This window comes from Arthrobacter sp. 10T425, assembly GCF_056393985.1.
The window spans coordinates 1-442 of sequence record NZ_JBFTGZ010000087.1 but is presented as its reverse complement, the minus strand read 5'-3'; the positions used below and the strand labels follow the sequence as shown (position 1 = coordinate 442).

The following is a 442-nucleotide window of genomic DNA, read 5'->3' as shown; positions in this document are numbered from 1 at the left end:
GTCATGTCCGTGCGCGTGATAAACGGGGCGACGGCATTGACGCGGATGCGGCGCGCGCCAAGCTCCATGGCGAAGGCGCGGGTGAGGGCGTCCACGGCGGCCTTGCTGGCCGAGTAGACACTGGTCGGCGCGGTGGGCGCGTKCGCGAGGTTGCTCGACACGTTGACGATGCTGCCGCCATGATCCCCAAATAGCGGGGCGAAGGCTTGCGTCGTCAGCATCACGCTGAGCGCGTTGTTGTCGAACTGTTCGGCAAAGAATGCCGCGTCGAGTTCCGCCAGCGGGCGGGCGCCGAACACGCCGGCGTTGTTGACCAGCACGTCGATGCGCCCGTGCTGTTGCCCCACCGCCTGCGCCAGCGCGCGCACCGAGGCCGGATCGGCCACATCGGCCTGGAAGGCGTCCGCCTGCCCACCGGCGGCCCGGATCGCGGCCACCACGG

Annotated in this window: 1 protein-coding gene; it reads right to left on the bottom strand. The window is 70.1% G+C overall.

Translation table 11 applies throughout. The features are described from left to right. Nucleotides 1-442 (bottom strand): SDR family NAD(P)-dependent oxidoreductase (locus AC1DDH_RS20640; RefSeq protein ID WP_476956240.1); only part of this gene is annotated, 442 nt, incomplete at both ends.